The organism is Sphingomonas sp. NFR04 (genome assembly GCF_900114095.1).
Taxonomy (GTDB): domain Bacteria; phylum Pseudomonadota; class Alphaproteobacteria; order Sphingomonadales; family Sphingomonadaceae; genus Sphingomonas.
Genome location: NZ_FORV01000001.1, coordinates 760,796 through 786,763 on the forward strand (window position 1 = coordinate 760,796; position 25,968 = coordinate 786,763).

Annotated in this window: 29 protein-coding genes and 2 tRNA genes; 14 read left to right on the forward strand and 17 right to left on the reverse strand. The window is 66.8% G+C overall.

The genetic code is table 11. The features are described from left to right. Positions 1-41 precede the first annotated feature (41 nt). Together BM009_RS03355 and BM009_RS03360 are read right to left on the reverse strand one after the other, a co-directional pair. Positions 42-116 (reverse strand) — tRNA-Gln (locus tag BM009_RS03355). 23 nt (positions 117-139) lie between these two features. After that, positions 140-1,237, reverse strand: coding sequence for a branched-chain amino acid aminotransferase (locus tag BM009_RS03360; RefSeq protein WP_093293808.1), 1,098 nt, complete (start codon positions 1,235-1,237; stop codon positions 140-142). 69 nt (positions 1,238-1,306) lie between these two features. Here BM009_RS03360 and BM009_RS03365 point away from each other — a divergent pair, with 69 nt between their 5' ends. Continuing rightward, the gene (locus BM009_RS03365) at positions 1,307-1,792 is read left to right on the forward strand and encodes a MarR family transcriptional regulator (RefSeq protein ID WP_093293810.1); all 486 of its coding nucleotides are present in this window, start codon (positions 1,307-1,309) and stop codon (positions 1,790-1,792) included. Positions 1,793-1,921: 129 nt separating this feature from the next. Here the strand turns inward: BM009_RS03365 and BM009_RS03370 are convergent, their stop codons facing one another. The 7 genes from BM009_RS03370 to BM009_RS03400 all read right to left on the reverse strand — a co-directional run bounded on the left by BM009_RS03370 (position 1,922) and on the right by BM009_RS03400 (position 6,511). Continuing rightward, positions 1,922-2,536 (reverse strand): hemerythrin domain-containing protein, encoded by a 615-nt coding sequence (locus BM009_RS03370; protein ID WP_093293813.1) that lies wholly within the window; start codon positions 2,534-2,536, stop codon positions 1,922-1,924. Between the two features lie 72 nt (positions 2,537-2,608). Continuing rightward, positions 2,609-3,415 (reverse strand): pyrroline-5-carboxylate reductase, encoded by an 807-nt coding sequence (gene proC, locus BM009_RS03375; protein ID WP_093293815.1) that lies wholly within the window; start codon positions 3,413-3,415, stop codon positions 2,609-2,611. A 1-nt stretch (position 3,416) separates the two neighbouring features. Next, on the reverse strand, positions 3,417-3,926 hold the full coding sequence (locus BM009_RS03380) for a type III secretion system chaperone family protein (RefSeq protein ID WP_093293819.1): 510 nt from the start codon (positions 3,924-3,926) through the stop codon (positions 3,417-3,419). A 112-nt stretch (positions 3,927-4,038) separates the two neighbouring features. Then, the gene (locus BM009_RS03385; RefSeq protein ID WP_064310044.1) at positions 4,039-4,299 is read right to left on the reverse strand and encodes an accessory factor UbiK family protein; all 261 of its coding nucleotides are present in this window, start codon (positions 4,297-4,299) and stop codon (positions 4,039-4,041) included. A gap of 15 nt (positions 4,300-4,314) precedes the next feature. Continuing rightward, on the reverse strand, positions 4,315-4,878 hold the full coding sequence (locus tag BM009_RS03390; protein WP_093293822.1) for a TspO/MBR family protein: 564 nt from the start codon (positions 4,876-4,878) through the stop codon (positions 4,315-4,317). A 234-nt stretch (positions 4,879-5,112) separates the two neighbouring features. Further along, entirely contained in the window at positions 5,113-5,712 is a 600-nt protein-coding gene (locus tag BM009_RS22105; RefSeq protein ID WP_139216521.1) for a hypothetical protein, read from the reverse strand. Positions 5,713-5,773: 61 nt separating this feature from the next. After that, complete coding sequence (locus tag BM009_RS03400) at positions 5,774-6,511, reverse strand: TlyA family RNA methyltransferase (protein ID WP_093293828.1); 738 nt, start codon at positions 6,509-6,511, stop codon at positions 5,774-5,776. Positions 6,512-6,646: 135 nt separating this feature from the next. Between BM009_RS03400 and BM009_RS03405 the strand changes: the two genes are divergently transcribed. The 12 genes from BM009_RS03405 to BM009_RS03460 all read left to right on the forward strand — a co-directional run bounded on the left by BM009_RS03405 (position 6,647) and on the right by BM009_RS03460 (position 17,363). Then, a complete protein-coding gene (locus BM009_RS03405) occupies positions 6,647-7,369 on the forward strand; it encodes an RBBP9/YdeN family alpha/beta hydrolase (RefSeq protein ID WP_093293832.1) in 723 nt (240 codons plus the stop codon). Between the two features lie 306 nt (positions 7,370-7,675). Continuing rightward, positions 7,676-8,062 (forward strand): MerC domain-containing protein, encoded by a 387-nt coding sequence (locus tag BM009_RS03410; protein ID WP_254772171.1) that lies wholly within the window; start codon positions 7,676-7,678, stop codon positions 8,060-8,062. A 53-nt stretch (positions 8,063-8,115) separates the two neighbouring features. Beyond that, the gene (locus BM009_RS03415) at positions 8,116-8,574 is read left to right on the forward strand and encodes a Fur family transcriptional regulator (protein WP_093293837.1); all 459 of its coding nucleotides are present in this window, start codon (positions 8,116-8,118) and stop codon (positions 8,572-8,574) included. 51 nt (positions 8,575-8,625) lie between these two features. After that, the gene (gene dxs, locus BM009_RS03420; RefSeq protein WP_093293839.1) at positions 8,626-10,551 is read left to right on the forward strand and encodes a 1-deoxy-D-xylulose-5-phosphate synthase; all 1,926 of its coding nucleotides are present in this window, start codon (positions 8,626-8,628) and stop codon (positions 10,549-10,551) included. A 189-nt stretch (positions 10,552-10,740) separates the two neighbouring features. Continuing rightward, on the forward strand, positions 10,741-11,112 hold the full coding sequence (locus BM009_RS03425; RefSeq protein ID WP_093294611.1) for a plasmid mobilization protein: 372 nt from the start codon (positions 10,741-10,743) through the stop codon (positions 11,110-11,112). After that, positions 11,109-11,333 carry a hypothetical protein gene (locus BM009_RS03430; RefSeq protein ID WP_093293842.1) on the forward strand — a complete coding sequence of 75 codons (225 nt, stop codon included), beginning with the start codon at positions 11,109-11,111 and terminating at the stop codon, positions 11,331-11,333. Before BM009_RS03425 ends, BM009_RS03430 begins: the two co-directional genes overlap by 4 nt. Positions 11,334-11,375: 42 nt before the next feature. Further along, positions 11,376-12,404, forward strand: a complete 1,029-nt coding sequence (locus BM009_RS03435) for a COX15/CtaA family protein (protein ID WP_093293844.1) — start codon at positions 11,376-11,378, stop codon at positions 12,402-12,404. Continuing rightward, positions 12,401-12,715, forward strand: coding sequence for a divalent-cation tolerance protein CutA (gene cutA / locus BM009_RS03440; RefSeq protein WP_093293847.1), 315 nt, complete (start codon positions 12,401-12,403; stop codon positions 12,713-12,715). Before BM009_RS03435 ends, cutA begins: the two co-directional genes overlap by 4 nt. A 136-nt stretch (positions 12,716-12,851) precedes the next feature. Then, positions 12,852-13,331: a 50S ribosomal protein L13 gene (gene rplM / locus BM009_RS03445; protein WP_019369452.1), complete on the forward strand. Its 480-nt coding sequence runs from the start codon at positions 12,852-12,854 to the stop codon at positions 13,329-13,331. After that, positions 13,331-13,897 carry a 30S ribosomal protein S9 gene (rpsI, locus tag BM009_RS03450; protein ID WP_093293849.1) on the forward strand — a complete coding sequence of 189 codons (567 nt, stop codon included), beginning with the start codon at positions 13,331-13,333 and terminating at the stop codon, positions 13,895-13,897. Before rplM ends, rpsI begins: the two co-directional genes overlap by 1 nt. Positions 13,898-14,306: 409 nt before the next feature. Then, the gene (locus tag BM009_RS03455; protein ID WP_093293852.1) at positions 14,307-15,995 is read left to right on the forward strand and encodes a DUF1800 domain-containing protein; all 1,689 of its coding nucleotides are present in this window, start codon (positions 14,307-14,309) and stop codon (positions 15,993-15,995) included. A 12-nt stretch (positions 15,996-16,007) separates the two neighbouring features. After that, a complete protein-coding gene (locus tag BM009_RS03460) occupies positions 16,008-17,363 on the forward strand; it encodes a DUF1501 domain-containing protein (protein ID WP_093293853.1) in 1,356 nt (451 codons plus the stop codon). On the opposite strand, the gene BM009_RS03465 is transcribed toward BM009_RS03460, so the two are convergent. From BM009_RS03465 to BM009_RS03480, 4 genes are read right to left on the reverse strand one after another with little or no spacing between them, the layout of a single operon-like run. Beyond that, the gene (locus tag BM009_RS03465; protein ID WP_093293855.1) at positions 17,360-18,106 is read right to left on the reverse strand and encodes a metallophosphoesterase family protein; all 747 of its coding nucleotides are present in this window, start codon (positions 18,104-18,106) and stop codon (positions 17,360-17,362) included. The two genes, BM009_RS03460 and BM009_RS03465, sit on opposite strands and share 4 nt — an antisense overlap. Next, entirely contained in the window at positions 18,103-18,945 is an 843-nt protein-coding gene (locus BM009_RS03470) for a diacylglycerol/lipid kinase family protein (protein ID WP_093293857.1), read from the reverse strand. Before BM009_RS03470 ends, BM009_RS03465 begins: the two co-directional genes overlap by 4 nt. 40 nt (positions 18,946-18,985) lie before the next feature. After that, positions 18,986-19,759: an enoyl-CoA hydratase-related protein gene (locus BM009_RS03475; RefSeq protein WP_093293859.1), complete on the reverse strand. Its 774-nt coding sequence runs from the start codon at positions 19,757-19,759 to the stop codon at positions 18,986-18,988. Between the two features lie 57 nt (positions 19,760-19,816). Next, positions 19,817-21,037 carry an NAD(P)/FAD-dependent oxidoreductase gene (locus tag BM009_RS03480; RefSeq protein ID WP_093293861.1) on the reverse strand — a complete coding sequence of 407 codons (1,221 nt, stop codon included), beginning with the start codon at positions 21,035-21,037 and terminating at the stop codon, positions 19,817-19,819. Between the two features lie 199 nt (positions 21,038-21,236). On the opposite strand from BM009_RS03480, the gene BM009_RS03485 reads away from it, so the two are divergent. After that, positions 21,237-21,310 (forward strand) — tRNA-Gly (locus BM009_RS03485). A 239-nt stretch (positions 21,311-21,549) separates the two neighbouring features. On the opposite strand, the gene arsB is transcribed toward BM009_RS03485, so the two are convergent. From arsB to BM009_RS03505, 4 genes are all read right to left on the reverse strand, one after another. Then, the gene (gene arsB, locus BM009_RS03490) at positions 21,550-22,629 is read right to left on the reverse strand and encodes an ACR3 family arsenite efflux transporter (RefSeq protein WP_093294612.1); all 1,080 of its coding nucleotides are present in this window, start codon (positions 22,627-22,629) and stop codon (positions 21,550-21,552) included. A 4-nt stretch (positions 22,630-22,633) separates the two neighbouring features. Continuing rightward, entirely contained in the window at positions 22,634-23,062 is a 429-nt protein-coding gene (gene arsC / locus BM009_RS03495; protein WP_093293863.1) for an arsenate reductase (glutaredoxin), read from the reverse strand. Between the two features lie 11 nt (positions 23,063-23,073). Further along, a complete protein-coding gene (locus BM009_RS03500) occupies positions 23,074-23,406 on the reverse strand; it encodes an ArsR/SmtB family transcription factor (protein WP_093293865.1) in 333 nt (110 codons plus the stop codon). 345 nt (positions 23,407-23,751) lie between these two features. Then, positions 23,752-25,950 (reverse strand): multicopper oxidase family protein, encoded by a 2,199-nt coding sequence (locus tag BM009_RS03505; RefSeq protein ID WP_217644161.1) that lies wholly within the window; start codon positions 25,948-25,950, stop codon positions 23,752-23,754. Between the last annotated feature and the right edge of the window lie 18 nt (positions 25,951-25,968).

Here is a 25,968-nt window from a genome sequence, read left to right on the forward strand (position 1 = left end):
CCTGCGGGCGCGCTCCACTTCGGATCAGGATTTCAAGAAACTGGCTGGGGCGGGAGGATTCGAACCTCCGAATGACGGTACCAAAAACCGTTGCCTTACCACTTGGCGACGCCCCAACGGGAAGCGGGCTTATAGAGCCTCAGAACAGACGTTCAAGCCACCCGTGCGGGTCCGGTGCCACCCCGCGTTGGATTCCCACCAGCTGCTCGCGCAGCTTCTCGGTGAGCATGCCGGGGCCGCCATTGCCGATCTGGAACTCGAGGCCGGATCCACGCACCGCGCCGATCGGCGTCACCACCGCGGCGGTGCCGCAGGCGAACGCTTCGCGCAGGCGGCCGCTCTTGGCGTCCTCGCGCCACTGGTCGATCGAATAGCGTTCCTCGCGGACCTCGACACCGGCGCCGCGCGCCAGCGTGATCAGCGATTCGCGGGTGATGCCCGGCAGGATCGTGCCGCCAAGCGGCGGGGTGGCGATGCTGCCGTCGTCGAAGACGAAGAACACGTTCATGCCGCCCAGCTCCTCGACATAGCGGTTCTCGACCGCATCGAGGAACACGACCTGGTCGCAGCCCTGGCGGATCGCCTCGGCCTGGGCGACCAGGCTGCCGGCATAGTTGCCGCCGCACTTGGCCGCGCCCGTGCCGCCCGGCGCCGCGCGGGTGTAATGATCGGACACCCACAAGGTCACCGACGGCGCGCCGCCCTTGAAATAGGCGCCCGCAGGCGAGGCGATGACCAAGTAAAGATATTCGCTCGCCGGCTTCACGCCGAGGAAGGTCTCGCTCGCGAACATGAAGGGGCGCAGATACAGCGACGCGCCCTCGCCTTCCGGGATCCAGTCGCGATCGGCCTCGACCAGCGCGCGGATCGAGGCGAGGAACAGCTCCTCGGGCAGCGGCGTCATCGCCATGCGCTCGGCGGATTCGCGAAAGCGACGGGCGTTCTCGCCCGGGCGGAACAGCCCCGCGCCGCCATCGGGCAGGCGATAGGCCTTGAGGCCCTCGAAGATCTCCTGCGCATAATGGAGCACCGCGCAGGCGGGGTCGATCTGGAGCGGGGCATAGGGCTGGACGCGCGCATCGTGCCAGCCCTTGTCGGCCGAATAGCGGATCACCGCCATGTGATCGGTGAATACCTTGCCGAAGCCGGGGTTCGCGAGGATCGTCGCGCGGTCGTCGCCGCTGCGCGGGTTGGTGTGGGCTTCGAATTCGAAATCCAGGATCGTCGCGTCTTCCATCACTCGGTCTTTCTCGTCCCCAGAGCCTCGGGTTGCGCAGGACTAGGCGCGGTGGCAGAAACGGTCAACATGGCTGCCCCAATTCCTGCCTCTCCCCTCTTCCTGCGCGAACCCGAAATCCGGCGCGGCATCGAGCTGCTCTATTTCGGCTACTCGCACCTCACCCGCTCGATTGACGACGGGCTGGCGCGCCAGGGGCTCGGCCGCGCGCACCACCGCGCGCTCTATTTCATCGCGCGCAAGCCGGATCTGACGGTGAGCGAACTGCTCTCGCTGCTGGCGATCACCAAGCAGTCGCTGGGCCGGGTGCTGGGCGAGCTGGCCGAGCGTGGACTGGTCGAGACGCGCGCGGGCACGCGCGACCGGCGGCAGCGGCTGCTGCGGCTCACCGAAGCAGGCGCGAAGCTGGAATCGGAGTTGTTCGAGGCGCTGCGCGAAAAAATGGCCGGCGCCTATTCGAGCGCCGGCCAGGGAGCCGTCGGGGGTTTCTGGGCCGTGCTCGAAGGGCTGATGCCCGAGGACGAGCGCGGCCGGGTGGCGACGCTGGGGCGCTGAGCGCCCGTCATTTCCTGGAAGCCGTCATCCCGGCGAAAGCCGGGATCCAGACGCCATTCGTTCAAGGCAAGAGCCGAGACGGAGGCCCCAATGGATTCCGGCTTTCGCCGGAATGACGGGAAGGGTCGATCAGGCGACCTTGAAGCCTTCCTTGTTCATCGCAAGGGTCAGTGCCTTGTTCTTTTCCTCGCTCAGCTGGGCGCGGAGTTCGGGGAACAGCTGGTCCTCTTCCTCGCGGATGTGCTTTTCCAGCGCGGCGCGGAATTCCTTCACCTTCTCCAGCCACTTGGGCGAGGTGCTCGGCATGTTCTCCAGTTCGTAGAGGAACTGCTTCACATAGCCATGCTCGGCATTGAGCTCGTCCGCCTGCTCGGTCTTCCCCGCTTCGCGGAGCGCCGGGTAGATGACATTCTCTTCCTCGATCGCATGCTTCACCAGCGCATGCTTGATGTGCGCGAGGAGCATGTTGCGGCGGATCGTCGCCTTGTCGTCGGTCGCTTCGAGCGTGTCGAATACCTTGAGCACCGCCTTGTGCTCGGCCTTGAGCGCATCGTCCCAATTGCCGGCAAGCGCGCTCGGCGCCTGCACCGCCGCCTTGCGGCCGAGCATCGCGAGCAGGCCGAGCGCCGCGCCGCCAGCCGCCGCGCCGGCGATCACGCCCAGGCTGGTGCCGTTGTTGCTCGTCTTGCCGTTGTCTTTGGCGCTGGTCTTCGCAGTCCGCTTCGGTTCGGTCGTCGTAGCCATGTCAGCCTCCGTCGATACGTGGGATCGGAGGCTTAACCGCTGGGAATACTAGGCGTTCCGTAAAGTAACGCGCTATTTGCGCGCTTCGGCGGCCATCTCGGCGTTGCGGCGGGCAGAGGCTGCAAGGGTTTCCCGCAGCAGCGTCTTCAACGCATCGTCGCGGTCGAGCACATTCAGCCCCTCGCGGGTCGAGCCGCCCGGGCTCGCCACGCGGTCGGCGAGCACCGCCGGGCTTTCGCTCGCCGCTGCCGCCATCAGGCCCGAACCTTCCACCGTCGCGAGCGCGAGGCGCTGCGCCTGGTCGGCGGGCAGTCCCAGCGCCGCGCCGGCCGCGGCCAGCGCATCGACGAAGCGGAAGACGAAGCCGGGGCCGCAGCCGGCGAGCGCGGTCAGTGCATCGAGCATGGGCTCGCTCGGCACCCATTCGACGAGCCCGAGCGGCGCCATCAGCGTCTCGGCGGCCGCGCGCGCCTCGGCATCGTCGCTCGGCGTGGTCAAGCCGACGACACCCTTGCCGATCGCCACCGGCAGATTGGGCATCGCGCGCACCACGGTCTTCGCGCCGAGCGCATCCGCCAGCGTCGCAACCTCCACGCCCGCAAGGATCGACACGAGCAGCGGCACGCCCGCCACGAAGGGCGCCAGCACCGGCGCGACATTGTGGAGCTGCTGCGGCTTCACCGCCAGCACCAGCGCGGTCGGCCGCTCGCCCTCGCGCGGCGCGGTCACATGCCGCACGCCTTCGGGAATGGCGGGACTGCCCGGATCGATGACGGTGATCGCGGACGCGTCGATCCCCGCCCCGGCCCAGCGGCGGAGCATCGCCCCGCCCATATTGCCGGCACCGACCAGCCAGATCCGTTCGAGCAGCGCCGTCATGTCAGGCCTCGCCCTGGGTCTCGATCAGCGCCGCGGCGATCGCCTCGCTCGGCGTCTTGCCGCCCCACAGGACGAACTGGAAGACGGGGTAGAAGCGCTCGCACTCGTCGATCGCGCTTTCCACCAGCAGCTCGGCTTGGGCGAGCGTCAGCGACGCGCCCTCGTCGCCGTCGATCAGCGCGGCGTGGCGGAACAGCAGGATGCCGGTCGACGACCAGAGCTCGAAATGGCCGATCCAGAGCTGCTCGTTGACCAGCCCGATCGTCTCGTAGACCAGCCCGCGCCGCTCCTCGGGCACGCGTACGTCGGGGAAGCCCATGAACTGCAGCACGCCATCGTCCTCGCGCCAGATCGCGCGGAGCTCGTACTGGGTCCAGCTGCCTTTCACCTTGGCGACGATCTCGTCGTCCTCGCGCTCATGGGACCAGCCATGGGCGGCGAAATAGGTTTCGAGCATGTCGATGGGCGCCGCGGCGTCGCGGTCGAATTCCGCTTCGTCTAGCATGCCCATGTCGCCCCCGGTCGTGTAGCCATGCCCGCTAGTGCCAAGCGCGCGGACGGGGCACAAGCTTGCGCCTGCGCCCCGCTGCCGAAAGCTGTGGACAAGGAAAGCCTAGCCAGCGTCACGCATTCCCTTGCGGGTTGAGCTTCGCCTCGAGCGCATCGAGGCGCGCCTTCAGCGCATCGGCCTCGTCGCGCGCCGCGGCCGCCATCGCCTTCACCGCCTCGAACTCGTCGCGGCTGACGAAATCGAGCCCGCCGATCCATTCGCGGGCGCGCTCGCGGGCGCCGGCCTCGGCTTCGCGCGCCACGCCGGCGAAGGTGCCGGCGGCGCCGTTCACCATCTTCACCAGATCGTCGAACAGGCGGTTGTCGGTCTGCATGTCAAAGAATCCCAGTCAAAGCGTTTCGAGGTGGATGTGGGCGTTCGGGGCCGCCGACGCAATCTTTTCCGCATCCGGATTGAGATCGCGGACCTGCGAAAACAACACGCTCGCGAAGCACACCCAGGCAAGATAGGGCAGCAGCATCAGCCCGGCGAGCGTGCGGACGCGCCAGAAGGCGACCATCGTCACCGCCACCAGCACCGCCAGCGCCACGATCACGATCAGCGCGAGATCGAGCATGTGGAAGCGGAAGAAGATCGGCGACCAGGCGAGGTTGACGGCAAGCTGGAGGACGAACAGCGCGACCGCCGCCGCTCGCCCCCGCGCGCCGCGCGCGCTCAACACGAGGGCAAGCGCCAGGCCCATCAGCACGTAGAGGATCGTCCAGACGACCGGAAAGGCAATGTTGGGCGGCTGGATGGCCGGCTTGGCGAGCGCGGTGAACCAGGGGTTCTGGTCCCCGGCGGGCGCGACCATCGCCGATCCGAAGCCGAGCAGTACCACCACCGGCACCGTCACCAGCGCGCGGCGCCAGAAACCACGCCGCAGCTGCGCCTTCGATGCCAATGCGTTCATGCAACCATCCTCAGCCGGAACAAATATTTCCTACTCCGCATGTAGGGCCTCGAAGTAGGCATCGACATCAGCCACGCGCCTCTTATGGCTATCCTGCGTAGAGACCCCGGTGTAAGATGCCGACTTAGCTCTCATCATAGTACTTAAAATTTCTTCGGGTAGCGAACCCACCGAAATGATCTCACCATCAAATTTAATGTCGCCGAAGCCCAAGTTCTGCAACGCTGTTACATATCAAAGCTCAAAATTAAGATCCCGCTCAGATTTTAAAACATCTTTCAATTTGAATGACACTCTATTCTTATATGCTAAAGCAAGCGCATAAACCAAAGCAGCCCCGCCCATCGAGAAGCTTTTAAGATTATAATTTACCTCATTATTTTTGCCTGGCAAAACATTATCAGCTTCGGGGGAACGCCCCTTAAGACCGTCTTGAATTTGCCTTATAGCATTACTATTTTGCTCGTTACTATCGATTATTTTACTTGCCGCCAAAGACAGATCTTTCACTGCATCTAGCGCGGAAGAGGAAGCCGCCTGAGCCTCTGCAGCGATTTCCCTTATTAGATTCGAACTATCGACAAGACCTTGAGAAACAATCGAAGCTTGAGAAGCAGCATCACGAGCAGATACCAAGGTGCTTTCTACGTTGGCATTTGACGTTAGCGACTGAAATATCGCTATAACCGCCAAAACCAATGACGAAAGACCAACGGCAAACGAGATAATACTTGAAAGATCTTTCACTGCGACCCAATTTACCGACAAAACGCCGATCAATAGGGCTACAAGTATTCCAATGATCCACCTAGAATGAATTGACCAGTTCGCCACGACACACCCCTCTAAGCCACTCCACCTGAGAAACCCGGTTTTAAGGTCCGCTGATCGTGAGCTAAGCAGCGGAGACAGCCCCGATCAAAAATTCAACATTGCCCTCCGGCCCGGTGATCGGGCTGCGCGTCACGCCCAGCACCTGCCAGCCCTTGCCTTCCAGCCAGGCCGCCACCTCCGCACAGACCCGCTCGTGCACGGCAGGATCGCGGACCACCCCGCCCTTGCCCACTTCCTCGCGCCCTGCCTCGAACTGCGGCTTGATCAGCGCCGCCAGCCGCGCGCCCGGGCGGGTGAAGCCCAAAGGCACGTCGAGCACTTTGGCCAGCCCGATGAAGCTCGCATCGCACACCACCACATCGAGCGGCTCCGGGATATGCGTGGGCGTGAGGATGCGCGCGCTGGTCTGTTCCAGCACCACCACCCGCTCGTCCTGCCGCAGCTTCCAGGCGAGCTGGTTGGTGCCGCTGTCCACCGCATAGACACGCGCCGCGCCGTTGGTCAGCAGCACGTCGGTGAATCCGCCGGTCGACGAGCCGACGTCGATCGCCACCGCGCCGGTCACGTCCCAGGCGAAATGCTCCAGCGCGTGCGCCAGCTTGATGCCGCCGCGCGAGACCCAGGGATGGTCGCGGCCGCGCACCTCCAATGCCGCATCCTCGGCGAGCATCTGACCCGCCTTCTCGATCTTGCGCTCGCCGGTGAAGGCGAGCCCGGCCATGATGAGCGCCTGTGCCCGCGTGCGGCTCTCGGCGAGCCCGCGGTCGACGAGCAGTTGATCGGCGCGAAGCTTTGCCATGCTCGCCCTTTAGGCGCCGCCAACGCCTCGGCGCAACCGCTCCTCCGTTCGACGCACGCCTTATTGCCCACTAATCTGGTAGGGATTATAGAAGAGGTCCGGCCAGTCCCTCCAAGGACCAAGGAGAGGAACGCAATGACGATCTTTTCGCCGATCGATGATCGCTCGCCGATCATCCTCACCGTCCCCGGCCTCGGCGGCTCCGGGCCGTCGCACTGGCAGACGCTGTGGGAGCAATCCCGCCCCGACACGCACCGAGTCGAACTCGGCATGTGGGATACACCGCATCGCAACGCCTGGGTGACCAAGCTCGACCAGGCGATCCGGCAGGCGCAGGCGCCCGTGGTGCTCGCGGCGCATAGCCTGGGCTGTCTCGCCGTCGCCTGGTGGGCGGCGCTTGCCGGGCAGACCTTCGGCACCCCGGTTGCCGGCGCGCTGCTGGTCGCGCCCGCCGATGTCGACCGCGACTCGGCGCCGTCGGAACTGCATGCCTTCCGCCCGACGCCGGCGACTCTTCTGCCCTTCCCCAGCGTGGTGGTGGCGAGCAGCGATGATCCATGGATGTCGATCGAACGCTCCGAGGATCTGGCGCGCGGCTGGGGCAGCCTGTTCGTCAACGCCGGGCCGCAGGGCCATCTCAACGCCGCCAGCGGAATCGGCTGGTGGGAAGAAGGCCAGGCGCTGCTCGACCGGTTGCTCGATACCGCAGCCGAGCGCAGCGGATCGGTGCGCACCACCGCCGAAGCACGCTCGCTCCTCGCGGTGAACGCCACCGACGCGGCGCAGGTACATTATCTCGGAAGCCGCTCAGCCAACGCCGCACAAAACACGATCAAATCGACGCAAGCACGCTGGTAAAAGCAGGGAGGATAACCTATAATAATCAGCATGGGCATGGTCGGGTGACGTACCCTAGAGCGTCATCCGGCCTACCCTGCCGACACGGCCTCCACTTGCTCAACGCGTCGTACGATTTGGTAAAGTGCAGTTGCAGTTATTGCAACGCATATGGCCATCTCTGCGCGTCCTCGATCCTTCTTCGATAACGGCCGTCGCGGCACCGAGGTTGCTACCGTAGCCAGCACACGCGCGCCTTCCGCGATCCATCACGAAATTGCGCCATGATATATTGTACCGCCGCGAAGGCGGGTCTATATGGCGCCCATGTCGTTGAGCACCCCTCTAGCCCGCTGGTGGGCGGGCCTGGATGGCGCTTTCGATCGCATTGCGATCGGGATCAGCGGCTTGTGCCTGATTCATTGCATCGCGACGACGGTGCTGCTGACGCTCGTGTCGACCGCGGGCGGTCTGCTCAACCCGCACATCCATGAATATGGCCTGGTGCTGGCGATCGGCTTCGGCATCTATGCGCTGGGCCGGGGCATCGTCCATCATGGCTATATGGCGCCCGCTGCGGTGGGCGCGTTCGGACTCGGCATCATGGGCGGCGCGCTGAGCCTGCCGCATGGCGGGTTCGAGACCTTCTGGACGCTGGTCGGCGTGTCGCTGGTCGCGCTCGGCCACGACCTCAATCGCCGCGCCACCTATTGAACCCGTATTGGCCGCTGCTTGCCGCAGCGCCCCGCAACGCCTAAATCTTCTGCATGTCCGCGCACAATCATCACGAGCACCACGGGGCCGATCTCACCAAGGCGGCCCGCACCCGGCTGGAAGAGGCCGGCGAGCAGTGGACGGCGATGCGCGAGCGCGTATTCGAGGCGCTGGCCGGGTTCGAAAAGCCCGCCTCGGCCTATGACATCGCCGAGGCGGTGTCGAAGGCCGAGGGGCGCCGTGTGGCCGCCAACAGCGTCTATCGCATCCTCGACCTGTTCGTCGGTTCCAATCTGGCGCGGCGGGTGGAAAGCGCGAACGCCTATGTCGCCAATGCGCACCCGGAATGCCTGCACGACTGCATCTTCCTGGTGTGCGACAGCTGCGGCCAGACCACCCATATCGACGACGATTCGATCACCAAGAACGTACGGTCCGCCGCGCAGCACGCCGGGTTTTCGCCGGTCCGCCCGGTGATCGAGGTGCGCGGCAAGTGCGGCAAGTGCGACTGACCTGCCCAACAGACCGTTCGACTTGAGACTAACGTTGCGCTAACAAAGCCCATGGCTGACCTACCCAAGACGCCGCTGCTCGACACGGTCGACACGCCGCAGGACCTCCGGAAGCTCGCCCCCGCCCAGCTTCGCCAGCTGGCCGACGAGCTCCGCGCCGAAACCATCAGTGCGGTGGGCTCCACCGGCGGACATCTCGGCTCCGGCCTGGGCGTCGTCGAGCTGACGGTGGCGATTCACTATGTGTTCAACACCCCCGACGACCGGCTGATCTGGGACGTCGGGCACCAATGCTACCCGCACAAGATCCTCACCGGCCGCCGCGACCGGATTCGCACGATCCGCCAGGGCGGCGGCCTCTCCGGCTTCACAAAGCGCAGCGAGAGCGAGTACGATCCGTTCGGCGCGGCGCACTCGTCGACCTCGATCTCGGCGGCGCTGGGTTTCGCGATCGCCAACAAGCTGAACGAGGCGCCGGGCAAGGCGATCGCTGTGATCGGCGACGGCGCGATGAGCGCGGGCATGGCCTATGAGGCGATGAACAACGCCGAGGCGGCCGGCAACCGGCTGGTGGTAATCCTCAACGACAACGACATGTCGATTGCGCCGCCGGTGGGCGGGCTTTCGGCCTATCTGGCGCGGCTGATCTCCTCGTCCGAATATCTGGGCCTGCGTGAGCTGGCCAAGCGCTTCACCCGCAAGCTCTCGCGCCGCCTTACCGTCGCGGCCGGCAAGGCGGAGGAATTCGCCCGCGGCATGGCGACCGGCGGCACGCTGTTCGAGGAACTGGGCTTCTATTATGTCGGCCCGATCGACGGCCATAATCTCGAGCACCTGATCCCGGTGCTGGAGAATGTGCGCGACAGCGAGCAGGGCCCGATCCTGATCCATGTCGTGACCAAGAAGGGCAAAGGCTATGCCCCGGCCGAAGCGGCGGCGGACAAATATCACGGCGTCCAGAAGTTCGACGTGATCACCGGCGCCCAGGCCAAGGCGCCCCCGGGCCCGCCGGCCTATACCAAGGTCTTCGCCGATGCGCTGCTCGCCGAGGCGGAGCGCGACCCCGCCGTCTGCGCGATCACCGCGGCGATGCCCTCGGGCACCGGTCTCGACAAGTTCCAGGCGACCTTCCCCGATCGGACCTTCGACGTCGGCATCGCCGAGCAGCACGCAGTCACCTTCGCTGCGGGCCTCGCGGCGCAGGGGATGCGGCCGTTCTGCGCGATCTACTCGACCTTCCTGCAGCGCGCCTATGACCAGGTGGTCCACGACGTCGCGATCCAGAACCTGCCGGTCCGCTTCGCGATCGACCGCGCCGGGCTGGTCGGCGCGGACGGCGCGACCCATGCCGGCAGCTTCGACGTGACCTATCTCGCCAGCCTGCCGAATTTCGTGGTGATGGCGGCAGCGGACGAAGTCGAGCTCGTCCATATGACCCACACCGCCGCGCTGCACGACAGCGGCCCGATCGCGCTGCGCTATCCGCGCGGCAACGGCGTCGGGCTGGAACTTCCCAAGGTTCCGGAGCGGCTGGAGATCGGCAAGGGTCGTGTGGTCCGCGAGGGCAAGAAGGTGGCGATCCTGTCGCTCGGCACGCGCCTCGCGGAGGCGCTCAAGGCCGCCGACACGCTCGAGGCCAAGGGGCTTTCGACGACGGTCGCCGACCTGCGCTTCGCCAAGCCGCTCGACGAGGACCTGATCCGCCGCCTGCTGACTACGCATGAAGTGGCGGTGACGATCGAGGAAGGCGCAATCGGCGGTCTCGGCGCGCATGTGCTGACGCTGGCGAGCGACACCGGGCTGATCGACGCCGGCCTCAAGCTGCGCACCATGCGCCTGCCGGACGCGTTCCAGGACCAGGACAAGCCCGAAAAGCAGTATGACGAAGCCGGGCTCAACGCCGCCAACATCGTCGACACGGTACTGAAGGCGCTCCGCTACAACGAAGCCGAGCTGGCCGACGGCGTGCGGGCGTAAGGGATTCCGTATCCTCCCCCGCCAGGGGGAGGGGGACCATGCGAAGCATGGTGGAGGGGGAGGTAGCACGACGGCCCGAGAGGTTCTGGCATCCTCCCCCTCCGTCGCCGTCGGCGCCACCTCCCCCTGGCGGGGGAGGAAACACTTGCATCCTTGAACCTCCTACATGCACATGCCATGTACATGCACATGGCTACGCAGCTTCCCCAGACTCGCTCCAGCCGTGTCGTCGTGCTGGTATCGCCCGAGGAAAAGCGGCGCATTTCCGCCAATGCGGAAGCCGCAGACATGACGGTGAGCGACTTCATGCGGACCGCCGCTGAACGCTATACCGAACCGACCGATGCCGAGATGGCGCTGATGCGCGATCTGCTCGCCCAGCTCGAACAGGCCAACGCCCGCACGGACGAGGCCTTCGCGCAGCTCGAAGCCGCGCGCACCGCCGCCACCGCCTTCGACGAGGAGGCCTATCGCGCCGAGGTCCGCGAGCAACTGCTGGCCGATTCCACGATCGACTGGGATGCGCTGTCCACCGCCCTCTCCGGCTGGGCGCGCCAGTGAGCTTCTGGACCGATGCACTGCGCGCCCTCCAGCAGGTCGCGCTGCTCCAGCACAAGGTCGAGCAGGCGCTGACCACTGCCGAGGAGGCCCGCCGCCACTCGATCGAGACGCGCGAGCGGGTGATCCGCCTGGAGACGCTGATCGACATCGCGATGAAGCGCCAGCCGGCACCCCCGCCCGCGCCGCCCGCGCTTCCCGAAAGTCCACCTGCCGGCAGCTAGCGCCCGCTTCCCCGAGCGCGTACATCGCGGTACGTGCTGAAAATGACCATCCTCCCCCTCACCGCCCGCCCCAGAGCGCTCGCGCACTGGCTGTTCGTCGTCGCCGCGATGATCGTCGCGATGGTCGTGGTCGGGGGTATTACCCGGCTTACCGAATCGGGCCTGTCGATTACCGAGTGGAAGCCGATCTCCGGCATCATTCCGCCGCTCAACGACGCGCAGTGGCAGGCCGAGTTCGATCACTACAAGCGGATCGGCCAATATGAGCAGCTCAACCAGGGCATGACGCTGGCCGGGTTCAAGTCGATCTTCTTCTGGGAATATATCCACCGCCTGCTCGGTCGGCTGATCGGCATGGTGTTCGCGCTGCCGCTGCTGTGGTTCTGGATCCGCAAGCAGATCCCGCAGGGCTATGGCTGGCGGCTGGTCGCGCTGCTCGCGCTGGGCGGGCTGCAGGGCGCGTTCGGCTGGTGGATGGTGAAGTCGGGCCTCAACCACACCCGCACCTCGGTGAGCCATTTCTGGCTGGCGACGCACCTGATGACCGCGCTGTTCACGCTGGGCGGCATCGTCTGGACGATGCTCGACCTGCGCGCGCTCGCCGCCAACCATGCCGAGCGCCCCGCTCGGCTGACCGGCCTCGGCGCGGGCGTGCTGGTGCTGCTGGCGATCCAGCTCTTCTACGGCGCGCTGGTAGCAGGGCTCGATGCCGGCTTGGTGACGAACCAGTGGCCGCTGATGAACGACCGCCTCTTCCCCGGCGTCAGCCAGATCGGCGAGAGCCCGCTGCATGCCGCGCTGTACGATCCGGCGATCGTCCACTTCATCCATCGCTGGTGGGCCTGGGTGGTCGTCGCAGGGCTGATTGTTCTCGCCCGCAAGGCCAAGGCCGCCGGCGATCGCCGCGCCTCGATCGCGATCCACTCCGCATTCGGCATCCAGATCCTGCTCGGCATCGCCACGGTGATGACCGGTGTAAGCCTCCATGTCGCCGCCACCCACCAGCTGGTCGGCGCGCTGCTGGTGTGCGCCACCGTCTGGGGCGTCCACGCCGTCGGCCGGGCGCGGTGAGCGACACCGCGCTGCTGTACGTCACCTTCGCCAGCCGCGCCGATGCCGAGCGGGTGGCGGAGACGGTGCTGGCGGAGCGGCTGGCGGCCTGCGTCAACATCCTCGCTCCCTGCACCTCGATCTATCGCTGGCAGGGTGGCATCGAGCGCGGCGAGGAAGTGCCCGCGCTGTTCAAGACCCGCCCTGCCCTGGCGCTGCGCCTGCGCGAGCGGATCGCCGCGATCCATGGCTATGACCTGCCGGTGATCGAGCAATGGCCGGTCGAAGCGGGCAATGCCGTCACCCGCTGGATCGCCGAAGAGACCCGCTGAACCGACAGGTATTATTTTACCCGTCAGCAAACCCACGCATTTCTTGACTTTCAGGGCCCAAATCGTCAGAGGGGCATCAATCGCGCTGCCGGCAACGGTGGCGCGAATGCATTTCCTACGCGAAAGGTCACAGGCCATGAAGGCGCTGATGAAGACCACCAAGTCGGCCAAGCCGGCCGAGGTGGAGAAGAAGTGGCACATCGTCGACGCCGAAGGGCTCGTCGTCGGTCGTGCAGCGGTGGTGATCGCGAACGTCCTGCGCGGCAAGCACAAGACCAGCTTTACCCCGCACGTCGACTGCGGTGACAATGTCATCGTGATCAACGCGGACAAGATCCGTTTCACCGGCAAGAAGCTCGGCCAGAAGGTGTACTACAAGCACACCGGCTATGCGGGCGGCATCAAGGGCATCACCGCCGCCAAGGTTCTCGAAGGCCGCTTCCCGGAGCGCGTTCTGGAGAAGGCCGTGGAGCGCATGATCCCGCGCGGTCCGCTCGGCCGCCAGCAGATGCGCAACCTGCGCATCTTCGCCGGTTCGGAGCATCCGCATGAAGCCCAGAACCCCGAGGTTCTCGACATCGCCGGCATGAGCCGCAAGAACAAGGTGGGTGCATAATGTCTGACAACCGCCAGTCGCTTTCCGACCTGGGTGCAGCGCTCGGCCAGCCCGCCGCCGCGCCGACCGAAGGCCAGCCCGCCGCTCCGGCTGCCGCCGCTGCCGAGGCCTATCTGGCCGGCGAAATCGCCGAGCCGGCTGCCCCGACCATGCCGCTGCGCGCGCAGGAGCTGGACCAGTATGGCCGCGCCTATGCCACCGGCCGTCGTAAGGACGCCGTTGCCCGCGTTTGGCTGAAGCCCGGCACCGGCAAGATCACGATCAACGGTCGTGACCAGGAAGTCTATTTCGCGCGTCCGACGCTGCGTCTCGTCATCAACCAGCCGTTCGGTGTCGCCGAGCGTGAGGGCCAGTATGACGTGATCTGCACCGTCAAGGGCGGCGGTCTCTCGGGCCAGGCCGGTGCGGTCAAGCACGGCATCTCGCAGGCGCTGACCAAGTATGAGCCGGTGCTGCGCGCCCCGGTGAAGAAGGCCGGCTTCCTGACCCGCGACAGCCGCGCCGTCGAGCGTAAGAAGTACGGCAAGGCGAAGGCCCGTCGTAGCTTCCAGTTCTCGAAGCGCTAAGCGTCTCGGCTTCGGCCAGGAACAAGGGGCGGTCCGGCAACGGGCCGCCCTTTTTCGTGCGTGGCGTTCCCGCGCTCGCAGCGGAGAGCCCGCAACCCTACCCGAATTGGTGCAACGCACCCGTCACGCGCCGCGGCAAGATGCCGCCTCCGCTGCCGACGCAGCTTGGACGCGACATCGCCACGTCGCGAAATGCTTTTCGGATGCAGCGGTTCCCGCCTAGCCGCCGCTGAACCGCAACGGCCGACCGCATCGATTCTCGATACGGCACCGTATCGTTCCCCAGAAACGCTGTTTTCTTCATGATGTTGCAGACTATCCCACTCTGGGACAGGTCTTTCTTAAAAAACCGCTACCCCGTACAGCTTGGGTGCAACGCGGCAAAACCTGCGGGCGGGGATTTTCAGACATGCGACGGATATGGACGGCGGCTGCGCTTGGCGCGGCGGGCCTGCTGTCGGCTTGCGACGGCAGCAGCGACAACATCAACCTGGCGGACAGCCGGATGACCAGCGGGCTGGTCGACCTGTCGGCGGCCAATGCCGGCCTTTCGCCGGCACAATCCCAGGTGACCGACGGCATCCGCCTGGCGCGCCAGACGACCTTCGGCCCCACGCCGCAGGTGCTGGAACAGATCTCGAAGCTGGGCACCGACGGCTGGCTCGACCAGCAGTTCGCCGCGCGCGGCAGCACCTATGCCGATCTCGCGGTCGCGCGGCGGATCGATTACTGCAAGGACGTTCCCTGCAATCGCCGCTATTTCAGCCGTACGACGGTGGCGATGCGCTTCTATGCGAACGCCGTCTCGGCACCGGACCAGCTGCGCCAGCGCGTGGCATTCGCACTGTCGCAGATGATCGTCGCATCCGAGCAGGAGGTGCGCTCCGCGGCAGGAATCGCGGCGTTCAACCAGCTGTTCCTCGACAACGCCTTCGGCAATTACCGCACGCTGCTCAAGGCGGTGACGCTCAACCCCTATATGGGCCGCTATCTGAACATGGCGGGGAGCAACAAGACCGCCCCGTCCGAGAATTACGCGCGCGAAATGCTCCAGCTGTTCTCGATGGGCCCGAACATGCTCAACCAGAACGGCTCGCCGCGTCGGGATGCCACCGGCGGCACCGTGCCGAATTACGGGCCCGACGATATTCGCGGCGTCGCCCGCGCGCTGACCGGCTGGGACCGCGCACGGATCGGCAATGCCGCGATCACCAACCAGCTGGCCGGCGACGACGTCAAGCAGATGATCCCGGTGCCCGATCGCTATGATGCGGGCGAGAAGCAGTTCCTCGGCACCCGCGTGCCGGCCGGGGCCAGCCAGGAGGCGAGCGTCGATGCGGTGGTGGACGCCGCGTTCAACCATCCCTCCACCGCGCCCTTCGTGTCGCGCCACCTGATCGTCCATCTGGTGACCGCCAACCCCAGCCCCAACTATATCGGCCGGGTGGCGGCGGTGTTCGCCAACAACGGCCAGGGTATCCGCGGCGACCTGAAGGCGGTGGTTCGCGCGGTCCTCACCGATCCGGAAGCGCGCACCGCCCCCCGCAACGATCGCGGCAAGCTGAAGGAGCCGGTGCTGGCGATGGTATCGCTCGCCCGCGCGATCGGCATGACGACCGACGGCTTCGCGTTTGCGATGCGCGACACCAGCCTTGGCCAGCCGGTGATGAACGCGCCCTCGGTGTTCAACTTCTATCCCATCGACTATCCGCTGCAGGGTAGCGCGACGCTCTACAACCCGGCGTCGAAGCTGCTCAACAGCAGCACGGTGCTGCGCCTCCACAACATGATGTACGAGTGGACGGTGCGCAGCGACGTCGCAACCGCCGAATTCAAGGCACCCACCGGGTTTGGCGCCGCTTCCGGCACGCGGTCCGCATGGGCGACCTGGGCGTCGTTCGGAGACAATGTCGACGCCATGGTCGCAGGCGTGGATGTGTTATTGCTAGGCAATAGCATTACACCCGCACAGCGGGCTGCACTGCGCACCGCCGCGCTCGCCATTAATGACAAGAACTCGCAAGTCCGCGCCCGCAAGCGCGCGCAGATGCTGGTTTACATCGCTGCCACCAGCCCGCAATTCCTGGTCGACCGGTAAGGAACCGATCCGATGACGCTTTCCCGACGCGATTTCGTGCGCCTCACCGCCGGTACCGGCGCGGCCGCCGCCATGGCGCAGCTGGGCCGTACCGCCGCCATCGCCGCCCCCAGCGGCAGCTACCGCGCGATGGTCGGCATCTTCCTCTATGGCGGCAATGACGGCTGGAACATGGTGGTACCCACCGACGCGCGACACGCTGCCTATCAGGCCGCGCGCGGTGTCGTGGCCCTGCCGCGCGACACGCTGACGCCGTTGACCAACGCCAGCTACGCGCTGCACCCGGCGATGGCGGCGCTGCGGCCGATCTGGGACGAAGGCGCGCTGTCGCTCGTACTCAATACCGGCACGCTGTTCGCGCCGCTGACCAAGGCGACCTATCTGTCGCGGCCCGATCTGCGCCCGAGCAACCTGATGAGCCATTCGGACGAGCAGGCGCATTGGCAGGGCCTGCGTGCCCGCGACGCCGCGACTGACGGCTTCCTCGGACGGATGGCCGATCGCATGCCCGGTGGCCGGCTGCCGCCGCTGATCTCGCTCAGCGGCTCGACACTGGCGCTGATCGGCAAGACCGCGGTCCCGCTGGTGCTGCCGGCCTCGGGCCTGCCGGGCCGCGCGGGCTACAGCACCCGCGATACCGCCAAGAACCTCGCTACCTCCCTGCTCGCGGCGAGCGAGGGCGGCCCGATCATGGACGGCGTCAAGACGACGCTCAGCGACACCTTCGACCAGGCCGATCTCGCCAACAGCGTGTTGTCGGGCGCAAACAGCGTCTCCCGCTATTTCGTCGACGCGAACGGCCGCGCGCTCACCAGCGACATCGCAGCCCAGCTGCTCGGCACCGCCAAGATGATCGAGGCGCGCGGCACGCTCGGCCATAGCCGCCAGACCTTCCTGCTCAGCATGGCGACCTTCGATCACCATGCCAACCAGATCCAGGGCAGCCCCACCGCCGGCGACCATGCCGACCAGCTGCGTGCCCTGGCGGACGCGATGGCGGCCTTCCACCGCGCGATGAAGGCGCTGGGCGTCGGCGCCAACGTCACTACCTTCACGATGAGCGATTTCGGCCGCACCTATGCCAGCAACGCGCAGAACGGCACCGATCATGCCTGGGGCAACAACCATCTGGTGATGGGCGGCGACGTGGCGAAGGGCGGCATCTTCGGCACCTATCCCGATCCGGTGCTGGGCGGGGCCGACGACATCACCAACGAGGGCCGCTTCATCCCCGGCATCGCGCAGGAGGAGTATCTCGGCGCGATCGCCCGCTGGCACGGGGTGAGCAATGCCGATCTGCCCTATGTCTTCCCCAACTGGCAGACCTGGTCGACCGCCGGGCGCGGGCCGCTGCCGCTGTTCCGCTAGAGCGCGACGCTCGGCTCGCCCAGGAAGCGGGCGCGGGTGGAAAAGCTGGTGCCGTCCACGGTGATCTCGTTGAACGAGGGCGGCTGGTCGCGGGTGCGCTCGGAAAGCGTACCCGCGCCGATCAGCCGCACCACGCGGTCGCCGACGGCGTGCTCGATATCGAACGGGTCATGGACATGCCCGGTTAGCACCGCATTCGCGCCCGCCTGCGCCAGCGCCTCCAGTGCCCGCCGGCCGCCGCGGGTGCGCGAGGTGGCGCGGGTGCCCGCCTCGACCAGCGGGTGATGCGCGGCGACGAACACCAGCCCGCCCGCCGGCACTGCCTCGGCCAGCGCCAGCGACTTTTGCAGCGCGTGGTGGCTGACATGGCCCTTCGACCAGTTGGTGCGGAACTGGAAGCGCGCGGTGGTCTTGAGCGGCACGATCGAGACGCCGCGAATATCGAGCGGCCGCTCGATCATCCGCTCCAGTGCGCGGTAGCGGCGGTACGGCATCGCCATGCGCGCGAAGGGATTGAAATAGGGCAGGTCGTGGTTGCCCACCTCTACCGTAGTCGGCACCGCCAGGCTCTCCAGCCATTCGGCGGCGGCGGCGAACTCCTTGGCGCGGGCGCGCATGGTGAGGTCGCCGGTCATGATCACCGCGGCGGGCTTCTCGTCGCGCACCTTGGCGTTGAACCAGTCGACCGCCTCGCGATTCTCGCGGCCGAAATGCACGTCGCTGACATGGAAGAAGCGGGTCATGCGGCAGGCACCTCCGCGCGCGTGGCGATGAAGGTCTCCAGGCTGCGCCCGGCGCGGATGGTGGTGCCGGGGTCGAGCGTTTCGGGCTCGCCATCGAACAGCGCGAGCACCGGCTTGCGCTCGGCGAGCTTGAGCTGCTCGGTGCGGCTCTCCGTCACCGCGCGCGCGGCGACCCAATCGCCCGTCACCCATTCCCAGCCGAGCTGCGCGATCGAGCCCCAGTCGCGCGCATCGACCGCCGCGACGTCCAGCCCCTCAAGCGTCGGCGTGACGAACACCGCCTGGTAGCTGTCGCCGAGCGCGCGCGCGCCGTGCACCCGCACGCCGCGCCGGTGGAAGGTGCTCCGCCACGCGCCGCGCACCGCCGCCAGCAGGCGGCCGAACCGCCCCTTGCGCACGACCTCGCGCGCACGGAACCAGCTCGCCGCCGGGCCGAGGATCAGGCCGACGAACGCGCGATGCTCGCCGGCGACGATGTACGGCAGCGCGACCCGGCGATCGCAGCCATGCGCGGCATGGATGATCTTGTGCGGATCGGTCTCGTCGTGCAGCGCCTTGGCGAGCAGGTTCATCGTCCCGCCGGGCAGGATCAGGAACGCCCCTTCCCAATCGGCGAGCGCGCGCAGCGCCGCGTTGATCGTGCCGTCCCCTGCGAACAGCACCACCGTGTCGACGTCTGCCGCATAGAGCCTCGCCGCCTCGGGCAGCGTGTCTTCGGGGAAGCGGGTGCGGCCGGCGAGCGTCAGCCCGCGCTCCTCGAACACCGCTTCCATCGCCTCGCATTTGGCCTGCGAGGTGGTGCCGGAATTGGGATTGGTGATGAACCAGAGCTTCTGCATGGCCCTCGTAACGCCCGAGAACCGATTTCGTCGCGCGCGCTCAGCGCCCGTGGAAGCGCGGCTCCCGCTTTTCGAGGAAGGCGGCGATCGCCTCGCGGCAATCCTCGGTCCTGGCGGCGATGCTCTGGTGATCGGCCTCGATCTCCATCGTCTCGGCCAGCGTCCCGGACAGCGCCGCGCCAACCTGCTTGCGGATCAGCCCCAGCGCAACGGTAGGCATCCCCGCCAGCTTGGTCGCCAGACCCTGCGACACCTGCAGCAGCGCGCCATCCTCAACCACCCGGGTGACCAGCCCGTTGGCAAGCGCCTCCTCGGCCAGCATCCGCTCGCCGAGCAGCGCCATCTCCAGCAGCCGCGCCCGGCCCGCCGCCTTGCCGATCAGCCAGGTCGCCCCGGCATCGGGCACCAGCCCGATATTGGCGAAGGCGAGCAGCAGATAGGCCGATTGCGCCATCACCACGATGTCCGCCGCCAGCGCGATCGAGGCCCCCGCTCCCGCCGCCGCGCCGTTGACCGCGGCGACGATCGGGATCGGCAGCTCCGCCATGGTCGCGATCACAGGATTATAGTGCCGCCGCAGCGCCTCACCCGAATCGCGCATGCCGACGCTGGCGGTGAGGTCCGCGCCCGCGCAGAAGGCGCGTCCCTCGCCGGTCAGCAGCACCGCCCGCGCGCCGTCCTCCGCTGCGCGCCGTAGCGTCGCTGCAAGCAGATCGAGCATGTCGGGCGTCAGCGCATTGAGCCGATCGGGGCGGTTCAGGTGCACCACCGCGACATCGCCTTCCATCGCAAGCAGCACCGGCGCGTCGGACATCCTCACTTCTCCTTCTGGTTGGGAAACGGGATGCCCGCGCGGGCGGGCTTGCGCAACTCAAAGCTCCTTGAGCACCGTCGCCGGATCGGCGAGCACCGCGGGCTCGACCGTCATCCGCTCGGCCACCAGCCGCTTGCCCTGGACATAATCCCGGGTGGCGTTGACGCAGTCGAGCGCGATCACCTGCCTCTGCTTGAGGTAGATCACCGAGAAACTGCGCGCCGCCGGATCGCCACGCAGCACGGTCGTGTCGTGGCCGATCGACAGGCCGACGGTCTGCAGCTTGAGGTCATACTGGTTCGACCAGAACCACGGCACCGCGTCATAGTGCGCGTCCTGCCCGGTGAGCAGCTTGGCGACGACATTCGCCTGGTCGTTGGCGTTCTGCACCGATTCCAGCCGGATCTCGGCATCGTCGGCGTAGAGGTTGACGTGCAGCGCGCAGTCGCCGATCGCATAGACGTCCGGCAGGCTGGTGCGGCACTGCGCGTCGACCCGCACGCCGTTGGCGCCGGCCGCCCCCGCTTCGAGCAGCGGCGCGACTTCGGGCACGATACCGATGCCGACGATCACCATGTCGGCCGGCAGCACCTCGCCGCCCGCCAGCCGCACGCCGCAGACGCGGCCGTCCCGCTCCTCCAGGCACTCGACCATCGCGCCGGTGCGGATCTCGACGCCGTGCGCGCGGTGCTCGGCCTCGTAGAAGCGCGACAGCGGCGCGCCGGCGACGCGGGCGAGCACCCGGTCCATCGCCTCCAGCACCACCACCTGCTTGTCCGCCTTGACCAGCGCTGCCGCCGCCTCCAGCCCGATATAGCCGCCGCCGATCACGACGATGCGCCGGGTGGCCGGCAGCTCGGCGAGCAGCTGGTCGACGTCGCGGCGCGTGCGGATCGCATGGACCCCGGCGAGATCATGCCCGCTGCAGGCCAGCCGCCGCGCGCTGCCGCCCGCGGACCAGACCAGCGCGCCATAGCCGATCTGCACGCCCGTCGCGTCGGTAACGGTCTTCGCTCCGGCATCGACCGCGACGACGCGGCGGCCGGTCAGCATCGTCATCGCGCGCTCCTCCCAGAAAGCGGGCGCGCGGATCAGGATGCGCTCGAAGCTCTTCTCGCCCTTCAGATAGTCCTTGGAGAGCGGCGGGCGCTCATAGGGCAGCTCGGGATCCTCGCCGATCACCGCGAGCGTGCCCGCAAACCCCGCCTGCCGCAGCGCCACCGCGCACTGCGCCCCGCCATGGCCGCTGCCGACGATCAGAATATCGAACCTGTCCAACAATCCACTCCCCATGCGATCCCATGCGCCAGATTGCTATATCGCATAGCAACGCGTGCCAAGCGCCGCGCCGCCCGGCGTGCCATATTGCCGGCGCGCAGATGCGCCAATAGCGTCATCTACCCCATTGCCACTGCAGCGAAGCGACGCTATTCCGCCCACCAGCAACGCTGCCGAACCACAGCCCTGTGGCGCGCACGCGGGTGTAGCTCAATGGTAGAGCAGAAGCTTCCCAAGCTTACGACGAGGGTTCGATTCCCTTCACCCGCTCCATCTTCCGATTGCACGAAATTCCATACCGCTGGTAAGCCGCTCCAATCCGCGGCATTTTCGGATCTGCCGGGTTCGTGATCGCGCGTCTGGTTCGATCGAAGCGCAAGCGCCGGCGCGGCGTGGAGCAGCAGGATGCGGTGGACGGGTGGAGCATGCCCAGCCCAAATGCCGGCCGCGAATGGGCATGGGCGGCAGCGAGGGACGGCAGCACATGCGGATCATCCGACGTGCGAGCGATATCAGGCAGCAGATCCCCGTTCGTACCAGCCCCGAGAGGCCTTCACGAATGCGACGACCGATAGCATCACCGGCACTTCCACCAGCACGCCCACGACCGTCGCCAGCGCCGCACCCGATTTGAGCCCGAACAGCGAGATGGCGGCGGCTACCGCCAGCTCGAAGAAGTTGGACGCGCCGATCAGCGCTGCGGGTGCGGCCACGCACCAGGCCACCCCGAACCGGCGGGACAGCCAATAGGCCAGACCGGCATTCAGATAGACCTGGAGGAGGATCGGCACTGCCAGAAGCGCAATCACCAGCGGCTGCGCGACGATCGCCTCGCCCTGGAAGCCGAACAGCAGAACGAGCATCGTCAACAGTGCGACGAGCGACACGGGACCGAGACGGCCGAGCAATCGATCCAGCGCGATCTGCCCGCCGCTCGCCAGCACGGCGCGACGGACGAGCTGGGCAGCGATTACCGGCACGGCGATGTAGAGCAGGACCGAAATCAGCAGCGTGTCCCACGGCACCGTCACCGACGCCACGCCGAGGAGCAGGCCAACCAGCGGCGCGAAGAGAAACACCATCAGCACGTCGTTCAGCGCGACCTGCGACAGCGTGTAGGTCGGCTCCCCCCCGCAGAGGTTCGACCAGACGAAGACCATCGCCGTGCAAGGCGCCGCGGCGAGCAGGATGAGGCCGGCGATGTAGGATGGGCCCTCGCCCGCCGGCAGAAGCGGTGTGAACAGCCAGCCGATGAACAGCGTGCCCAGTGCCGCCATCGAGAAGGGCTTCACCGCCCAGTTGATGAACAGGGTGACACCGACGCCCTTCCAGTGCTGGCGGACCGAGCCGAGCGCGCCGAGATCGATCTTGAGCAGCATGGGGATGATCATCAGCCAGATCAGCACGGCGACGATCAGATTGACGCGCGCGACCTCCGCCGCCGCGATCGATGCGAACACGCCAGGCAGCAACTGCCCGAGGCCGATGCCGGCCACGATGCAGAGCGCCACCCACAGCGTCAGATAGCGCTCGAAGGTGCCGATCCCGGCGCGCGCAGGTGCAACATCCGGTGTGCGAGAGACCGTCGACATGGCGTCAGCGCACCCGCTCGCCGGCGGCATTCACCACCTGCTCGCCATCCTCCTTGGCAAAGGCACCGCGCTGGGCGGTCGGCAACAGGTCGAGCACCGCTTCGGAGGGGCGGCACAGCTTCACGCCCAGCGGCGAGACGACCAGCGGCCGGTTGATGAGGATCGGATGCGCCATCATCGCGTCCACCAGCGCGTCGTCGGCCAGCAGCGGGTCGCCCAGGCCCAGTTCCGCATAGGGGGTGCCCTTCTCCCGCAGCAGCGCGCGCGGGCTGATGCCGGCGCGATCGATCAGCGCCACCAGCATCTCCCGCGAAGGTGGGGTCTTCAGATACTCGACGACGTGCGGCTCGATGCCGGCATTGCGGATCATCGCGAGCACGTTGCGCGACGTGCCGCATTCGGCATTGTGATAAATGATGATGTCGACGGTCATTGCGCGTCCTTTCAGCAGCAGGGGGCAGGTTCGGCGACAAGCGGCGCGCACAGCTCGACGCTGCCCGCACAGCAATCCCTGACGAGAAACAGCGTCAGGGCGCGCAGGCCCTCCAGATTGGCACGGTAGATAATGGAGCGGCTCTGCCGCTCGGATCGCACGAGGCCGGCCCGCGCGAGGATGGCGAGGTGCGCGGACATGGTGTTTTGCGGCACATCCAGTCGGCGGGCGACCTCCCCAGCCGCCAAGCCGCTCGGCTCGTGCTGCACCAGCAGGCGAAAAACATCGAGGCGTGTTCCCTGGGCGAGCGCGCCAAGCGCGGCGATGGCCGATTCGTTTTCCATATATCCAGCATAGCGGATATGTCGTGTTTATCTACGACTATCGACGGTCAGGACTTGTTGGAGGCAAGAACGCCGCGCGCAGTGATGCCTGGGACGAGGACGGCCAGCGCCGCATTCGCGTTCTCGATTCCCGATACCTGCGGATCTAGCAGGATTACCGCTCCAATTTTGCAGGGCGGCCACCGCGCGGGGATTCGCAATCCACGGCCGCATCATGGCGATGGCCGACCTGGCAATGCCCAAGGCAAGACTTGCGGTGAGGCCGCGTTCCGGAAAGTCCCGCGCGGCGATCAGGGGCGCTGCCGACAAGCGCCGCATGCCCCTGCCCGCACCGAGCCGCCGACGTCACGGCATCTTCTTGCTCGCGTCGGTCGCACCGCTCATTCCCGGATGGTGCATGCCGGGCATCCCCAATCCGCCGGCGGGCGCGTTCAGATCGGGGACGATGCTGATGTTGAGCATCATCCCAGCATCCTCATGGTCGAGGATGTGACAGTGCAGGACGAATTCACCGATATAGCGTTCATAGCGCGTACGGACATGTACCTGATAGCCGTTCTCGACGACGACGGTGTCCTTGAACACATGGTACATGCCGCAATATTGGGTCGCCAGCTTCTGCTTGTCCGCGCCGACCAGCCCGCTCTTGCAAGTGCCGTCCGGATTGTAGATCGAAACCTGATTGTTGTGGCCGTCGTCGGTCGTCACGTCGATGATCTGGAACGGATTGACGTGGATGTGGAAGATGTGCGGCTCGCCCTGCGCCGTGAGGATCCAGTCGTCCGTCGTGTTGACCTGGCGCGTGATGTTGACGACGTCGGGATCGTAGGACTTGCCGTTTACCGTGAAGGCGGGGAAGTTGATCGCGAAGTCCGCATGCTGCAGCGCGCCGCTGTCCGCCGGCGGCAGGTCGCGATAGGGCGCCCAGGCGGTGAGATCGCCCGTGCGCAGGCCGGTTCGCACCGGCGCGGGCAATTGCGGGTTCGCGTCGTACAGCGATTTCTCGACATAGCTTTCCAGGTCGGTCGTCACCGCGGTGCCGCCGCGGACATGGACATAGGCGAGCAATTGCGGGGTCGAGGGCCCCTGCCCGCCGCCCCCGCCGTTGCTGACGCGCTCGGGCGCGGGTGCGGCCTGGTTGAGCAGGCAATAATCGCCCTCGGCGGGGAAGACGACGAGCACGTCGCTGCGATACCCCGGCTGCAGGAAGTTGGACGGCAGCGCGCCGCTGCTCGGGGCGGTGCCGATCGTGTGGAGGTGCGTGCGGGTCAGGCCGTCGGTCGCGATCTCGAACTGGGGGACGAGCGTGGCGGGCGTCGCATTGCAGGCCGCCAGGACGGCGGAGCGCTGTTGCTGGCGGTTGCCGGTCAGCGCAGACGCGGCGATGAGGTTGGTCTTCCCGATCGGGCTGGCGCGGACGACCTGGAGGTTCACCGTGTCGTGGATCCCTGCATGGACGAAGCGCCAGCGCTGGATCTGCCCGGCCGGCACGGTGATCGTCGGCTGCACCACGCCGTTGACGCTGGTGAAGCGCCCGTTGGTGTCCCAGATCGAGGACGAGTCGAGCTGCAGCGTGAAGTTCTCGACCACGCCCGGCGAGACGGGTTGCCCCGGCTTCGCCAGCGGGCAGACCCAGGGCGAATTGCCGTTCTTGTTGTCGCTGTCATTGTTGTACAGCCCGGTCGTCGTGTAGATCTGCTGCCAGGGGCCCCCTTTCTGGCCGGGCAGGTTCTGGAAGCAGGCATAGGCGATCTGCTGGAGCAGGAAGATCTGTTCGGGCAGCGGCGTGCCCGCGACATCGTGCAGGATGGTATCGACATCCGCGATCGGGTGCGGGTCGCTCGGAGTCGGTGCGCGATACGGCCGGTCGCCCTTGATGACGAGCACGCCCGATGCCCCGCTCGCGACCTGCACCGCCGTCGAGCCGTGACGATGCGCATGGTACCAGAAGGTGCCCGCGGCATGGTCGGCCGGGATGTTCACTTCGTACGGGAAGCGCGTCTGCGGCGCGATGTTCAGGAGCACATTGTCGCTGTTGCCCGCAGGCGAGACATGGAAGCCGTGGGTGTGCATGTTGGTCGTGTTGAAGCAGCCGACCAACGCCGGCATGCTCAGCCCCGATGGCGGCGGCTGGAGGCAGCTCGGATCATCGGTCGAGGTGTCGTTGACGAGATCGGTGCGCAGCGTGTCGCCCGGCTTGAGGAAGATCACCGGTCCCGAGCGGCAACCGCCATAGGAACGCAGCTCGACCGGATCCTCGCCATGCGGCTGCGGATCCGTCGGATCCGGATTGTTGATGGTGAAGCGCGCCCGGACGAAGTTGAGCCGGACCGAGACGACCGATCCGCTGCGCGACATCGATCCGTTGACCTGGCAGCCCGGCGCCTGGCTCGCGGCCAGCAGCCGCGCGGCGTCCGGCACCCCGTCCTGCCCCGGGAGCAGGGGTGGTGGCTGAAAGGCGTGCACGACCGTTTGTGCCCCCGCGGGGGTCGCCAGCATCAATCCGCCGACCAAGCCCAAATTCACTGCGGTCACATGCTTCATCTTCGCCCCCTTCGGAAT